Source organism: Dapis hubbardiae BLCC-M172 (genome assembly GCF_050016015.1).
Taxonomy (GTDB): domain Bacteria; phylum Cyanobacteriota; class Cyanobacteriia; order Cyanobacteriales; family Microcoleaceae; genus Trichodesmium.
The window spans coordinates 35286-41330 of the sequence record NZ_JBNHEQ010000009.1 but is presented as its reverse complement, the minus strand read 5'-3'; the positions used below and the strand labels follow the sequence as shown (position 1 = coordinate 41330).

Annotated in this window: 3 protein-coding genes and 1 pseudogene; 1 reads left to right on the top strand and 3 read right to left on the bottom strand. The window is 32.0% G+C overall.

Going from position 1 to position 6045, the window contains the following annotated elements; genetic code table 11:
- Positions 1–583: 583 nt before the first annotated feature.
- The 3 genes and pseudogenes from ACP6PK_RS00880 to ACP6PK_RS00870 all read right to left on the bottom strand — a co-directional run.
- Entirely contained in the window at positions 584–1150 is a 567-nt protein-coding gene (locus tag ACP6PK_RS00880) for a hypothetical protein (protein WP_426556947.1), read from the bottom strand.
- 747 nt (positions 1151–1897) lie between these two features.
- Positions 1898–3151, bottom strand: a complete 1254-nt coding sequence (locus tag ACP6PK_RS00875) for a hypothetical protein (protein WP_426556963.1) — start codon at positions 3149–3151, stop codon at positions 1898–1900.
- A 192-nt stretch (positions 3152–3343) separates the two neighbouring features.
- Positions 3344–4039 (bottom strand): annotated as a pseudogene (locus ACP6PK_RS00870) (dynamin family protein); the annotation flags it as partial.
- Positions 4040–4855: 816 nt separating this feature from the next.
- Here ACP6PK_RS00870 and ACP6PK_RS00865 point away from each other — a divergent pair.
- Positions 4856–5617, top strand: a complete 762-nt coding sequence (locus ACP6PK_RS00865) for a peptidylprolyl isomerase (RefSeq protein WP_426556945.1) — start codon at positions 4856–4858, stop codon at positions 5615–5617.
- Positions 5618–6045 lie beyond the last annotated feature (428 nt).

Here is a 6045-nt window from a genome sequence, read left to right as displayed (position 1 = left end):
CACATATATATATTTAACCAGCGACTCTCACAGGAAAAAAATTAGTAGACTTCCCGAAACAACCCACCCATAATTCACAACTCAAAGTTAGAGAAACTCCGAAGTAACTAAACCTTTGCTCAGAAAAATAAGAGTGAAAGTTAGAAATTATCAAGTCGACAACAAAAAATCCAGCACTTAGTCAAATTTATCCGACACATCTATATATATAGAATAAATTTCCCAGAGAATTTCCCACATAAAAAAGTTGAGGTAGCCAGAGATAACTTTTGGCAAAAGCACTCACCACATCTATCTATTTAACCAGCGACTCTCATCCGGGAAAAAATTAGTATAATTTGGGAAATAACCCATACCTAATCAACAACTTATAGTCACAGAAAGTCCGAGATAAATAAACTTTTGCCTAGAAAAATAGGAGTGCAACTTAGAAATTATCAAGTCAACAACAGAAAATAAAGAACCTAATCATATTTACCAGACATATCTATAATATATAGTCAATTAAAGAGAGAATTTTTCACAATCAAAAATCAGAGTACCCAGAGGTAAAACTGACAGCTAATAGTTAAATGCTTACCAGTCATCTGGTATATAATTTATCTTCTGCTTTAGCTGCAATTGCTCTTAATTTATCACCAGTAAAATTCAAATCTTGTTGAAGATTATCAATTAATTGATTGAGTTGATTTTCTCTTTCTTTAGCTTCTATATTCTTGAGAATAGGCAAGATAATTATAGAAGCTAGCGCAGTAGCTAAAATCTCTTGTTTCAGCACTAACGAAATTAATCCTAATTGTACTAGCAAGTGGAGAAATCCAAAAATTATTAGAATTACGCATATCCCTATTCCTCCCATAACAGATAAAACAATTGAAGGGTTATGAAAAGATATACTACTGCTTGAGTGTAATGTGTCTAAGGTAGTGCGAAACTGCTCATAAAGAGAAGGCTTTTCGCGGTTTAATTTTCGCAGCCAAGCACCATTAAAGTGGTTACTGTTTGACCATTTTTCTACTTCATTTGTAATCACAGTATTAACAAAAGCAGAATTTAAACTACCATTATTTTTAACCTGGCGACGAATATTGGTTTCCACAATATCCATAAAAGTTTGCCACTGAGAAGCAAATTCTGATTCCCAACTCATTTTCATACCTCCGCTGTTATTTAAGTAGTTTTTTGTTTGAGAATATATATAAAGCAAGCATTCAGATGTCAGCTAATTTAGGGTTTGCTGAAAAAGTCTTATGGTTGAGGGTAAAATTCAGAGTTTAGAGAATTTAGGAGGAAGAATTATCCCTTGATTTTTCTATCCTTATCTACTCAAAACCTTAACTTTTTTAGCTCCCTAGACCAAAAATATTAGACTTTTTTTTACTCTAAAAAGGCTCAAATATTTACAGATGAAAGCTTTGAAAGTTTATCGATAAGCCCTAATTTAGGGTTTGCTGAAAAAGTATGAGTGGTAGGGGTAGGAGTCAGGAGTCAGGAGCCATAATTCAGTAGGAGTGAAGAATTTATATGAGGTAGTCAGAATAATTATCCCTTGATTTTTCTACCATCAGTCTGCCTTTTATCCTAACTTTTTGGTCGCTCAACCTGAAAAAGTTGCACTTTTTTTGGCTCTAAAAAAGCTAAAACCTTTATCTGTTAATGCTTTTAGATTTAATCAGCAAACCCTAACTTATTTCTGCTATTGGAAGAATGAATTACTATTGAGAGATTGAGCAAGAATTAAAAGTTACATTAAAAGCAAAAGTATCAGCTAATCTTGGTAATCTATATTCATTTTTATTACTAGCTAAGGCAACATTCCATAAGATAAAGTTTACCGCTAATAACTGAATGCCGATTCTATAATAAATAACATCTATTCTGTGCAGATTTTTTTTCGTTATTTATTACCCATTAAAATTTCTTTTCTTTTAGCAGACATTTCTTGAATTTCTTCAGGGGTAAAATGTTTACCATAAGTAACCAAGCTAACTTCATTAAAAAGTTTGATTAACTGTTTTCCCACTAAATCTAAACGAGACTTTTCTATATTTACGCTATTGCTTCCTTCTTGCTTTAGCTTGATAATTTTGTCTTGTTCTTCGCTAATCTGCTTTATTTCCTGTTGTAGATTATTTGTAAGTTTTGAAGCTAATATTTCAAACTCTTCTTCAATAGCTTGATAAAATTCATTGCGTTTTTCAAACACTACTTTCAGCATACTTTCAGGAATTTTTTCACTTAGGGTTTTTAGTATTCCTCTTTCAAAAGCATCTCTTTGAAGTTTGATCAAAACCCCTTCAGCAGATAAGGCAATGAACAATATTGCCAGAGGATTAGTAATAGTGAACACATTAAACACAAGAAATACTAGAACTATTTCCTGAATACGTCTGCCAAGAAAACTTAACCAGTCTCCCTTACCCATTAGGGCACCTGTAACTTGACTAGGATCAAGAGTGAGTCCACCAAGTACAGCTTGGATAATTCTCTGAGTTCTTTTCTTTTCTGGAATATAAACTTCTTCTGGATTTCCAAACGTAAATAATCTTTTAATCTTATCAACTTTAAGTTGAAAATTAATTATCTGATTTTCTAGTTTTTGTTGCATTTCATTTATTTCTTCCTCAATTAAAATTGGGACTCGTTTTTCCCACTGTTCTAGCTTAGATTCTATGTACGGTTTACACGCTTCTTTAATATGGTTTCTTATTTTATCTCTAGATTTCTCCCTAATCGTACTTAAAAGAATATCTTTGATATTAGCAAGCGGTTTAAGATTGATTAATTTACGAGAGTCTTGTTCCCAAGTATCCTTAATTTCTTGAGTATATAAAATTAAATCATCCAGGAGTTTTTCCTTAATTTTGTCACGGTAAAAGAAGATAGTTTGTTCAATATCCCTTTTATCCTTTTCTAATTCCAGTAGTTGTTCCTCTGTTTGCTTGCGTCGCTCTTCTAATTGATTGAGAGGTTGGTCTAGAGTCAGCTTTTCTTGATTAATTTGTTCGCGAGAATTAGAAACAATTAAACTTAATAATTCTACAGTTGAGTCAAAAGTAGCTGTAACCTTTTCCGGACTTGCTAGAAACTTTTCTAATTCTTCCTCCAGCTCAAGAACTCCAGATGAATTTAAAACAGCTTTATCTGCTATTTCTGTGCGTACCTCTAGCGCTCCTAAAGCATTAACAAAGAAAACTCGACGGTTGTAAAAATCTCTATCAAAATCACCTTCTCGATCAAGATAATAATCTTTAAAGAAATTTTTTGTTCTTCTTTTTACCCCATCTACCGTTTCTTGTCCTTTTTCTTTAGCTAAGTTAATAAAATTAATGACAATAAAAACATTATTGACTTGACCTGGTTTAAAATAGCACTCAAAAAATTCTTTTTCATCTTCACCTAAAAGCCGATCCGCTCTCAGAACAAATATAATAGCTTGTGACTGTTTCAAAAAATTATGTGCCATTTTTGTTCGAGCTGCATCTTCTTTTAACCCTGGTGAATCTATTAGTATCACCCCATTATTACAGAGACGATTATGACGTTCTATTTGAGCATATTCAATCTTACTAAATCTCTCAACATAACCTGCCTGATCTATATTTTACCCATCCTCATCTTTAAGTTTAAAATACTCGTTGAAGTCTTTCATGCTGAAAATTTTAGGATAATTTTGACCAGACTTATATATAGCTACCTCATCACTATTCCCATAAACTATCTTTGTAATAATTGCCGTACAAGGAAGCAAATCTGATGGCAATATTTCTTCCCCTAACATGGCATTAAGCAGAGTGCTTTTACCATTCTTAAACTCTCCAAGAACAAGCACATTAAAAATTCCTTGTTCAATTTCATTAGCCCTTTGAACTAAAATATTAGCATCTCCATAACAACCCAAACCTGGTATTATAGTTACACCAGTTTCTAAAGTTATAGACTGTTCATTTCTTTCCCCGATTAGAATTGAAATATCTCTTAAAGCAGAAACAATTTTTTCACTTTTTTCCTTAGCTAAACTAAATGCACTATTGTTCATTTTTGTCTCCTGGATCTTAGTGATGTAAATTTTTAATTCTTTTGTCATTATACCAATTTCAAAAAATACTGCTAGATTAACTTTTTCTAGTAGGTCTGAAAGGTATAAAATGAGGTATAGTAGGTAAAATTAATTAAATTTAAGTGCAGATTTTTCCTAATTCCCTTTATAGGGTTTCTCAAGTTACGGAGGTACAGTTGTTTTTCTTATTTTCTACTCCCAATCCCCCCATCTTCCCTACTACCTACTCCCTAAAACCAAAGAAGTTTGTACCTCATCGGTATGATAATTGCTATATAGCAATCAGAAATTATTAATATGTATATTATGAGAACTAGAAGTGCTGGAATTAATTATTCATTATTAGTAAAGAAGATATTAACTTAAGCATAGCATTAGCAAGCAACCAAAAATTATGCTGTCATTAGTCAATTCAATTACTACAGCTTTAAGTATATAATCATTACTTAATAGAAACTTTAGTAGTAAGACAATATTATGATATAGAAATACTAGATTATGATTACCAGCCTTTATAACCAGCATCAGACAAAAAAAATTATTTGCCATACTAAAGGTATGGGTAAACTAAATATATATTTTTACTTAAATCCACAGATAAATCTTGAGTTATAACCTACTTACTGGAACAGCTCAAAACTTCAAAACGTCACAGATGTATAAATTATCTATTTTCTAAAAAAAATATCAACAAAAACAAAGCCAAAAAAAAATGAGTTGGTAAATTATTTGCCACTACCTTCCATAGAAGACTAAATTAAAAGGAATAGTGCAAGTCAGTTGGAGATAGAAAAAATGACAGGATTATTTCAAATAGGTGATAAATTACTACAAGCCCAAGATATCCCATCCTTATTACAACGTTATCAGTTAATGCCTCATTTTTTGCGAGGAGTAATAATCGACCAAGCGATCGCTAACTTGACTTGCACAGAAGAAGAAAAAAAGACGGCCTTAGAAAAATTTGAGACCCAATACCAGTTAAATAACCCCGAAACTAAACAAGCATGGCTGAAAAGCCAAAATATGACCCAAGAACAACTAGAAGAAATGGCAACCAGGCCAATATTACTAGAAAAATTTAAACAACAAACTTGGAGTAATCAAGTAGAAAGATATTTTCTCACCCGTAAGAGCAGCTTAGACCAAGTAGTATACTCTCTAATTCGGACAAAAAATCCCGGTCTAGCCCACGAACTATACTTTCGCATAGTAGAAGGAGAGCAAACCTTTGCCGAAGTTGCTCGTCAATATTCTGAAGGTCCAGAAGGGCGAACAGGAGGATTATTAGGTCCAGTCCCCCTAAGTCAACCACACCCTTCTATAGGCAAAATTTTATCAGTAAGTCAACCAGGTCAGATTTGGACGCCACGTCCATTGACAGAATGGACAGTAATTATTAGGTTAGAAAAATTTATCCCAGCACAACTTGATGATTCAATGCGTCGCGCTCTAATGGACGAATTATTAGAAAATTGGATTCGAGAACAAATAGGAAAAATTGGACCCCTCAAGCCATTAAGTCCAGAGGTATCAGATGTAAAAGTTCAAGGATGAGTTAAATAATGGATAATTAATAATGGATAATTAATAATGGATAATTAATAATGGATAATTAATAATGAAAGAGTTTTGGGAAAATATCTAATTTTTTATCTAATTGTCTAATGCCTTAATGATCCATTCGATAATTAATAATGAAAGAGTTGGGAAAATATCTAATTGTCTAATGCTTGAATTATCCATTTCGATAATTAATAATGAAAGAGTTTTGGGAAAATATCTAATTTTCTATCTAATTGTCTAATGCCTTAATGATCAATTATAAATTGAATGAAAGAGTGAAAGAGTTGGGAAAAATATCTAATTGTCTAATGCTTGAATTATCCAATTCAATAATTAATAACGAAAGAGTTGGGGAAAATATCTAAATTTTCTATCTAATTGTCTAATGCCTTAATGATCAATTATAAATTGAATGAAAG

Bases quoted from the DNA above. Each gene is read 5' to 3' on its own strand.
- ACP6PK_RS00880 (WP_426556947.1), bottom strand. From the start codon at position 1,150: ATGAGTTGGGAATCAGAATTTGCTTCTCAGTGGCAAACTTTTATGGAT.
- ACP6PK_RS00865 (WP_426556945.1), top strand. From the start codon at position 4,856: ATGACAGGATTATTTCAAATAGGTGATAAATTACTACAAGCCCAAGAT.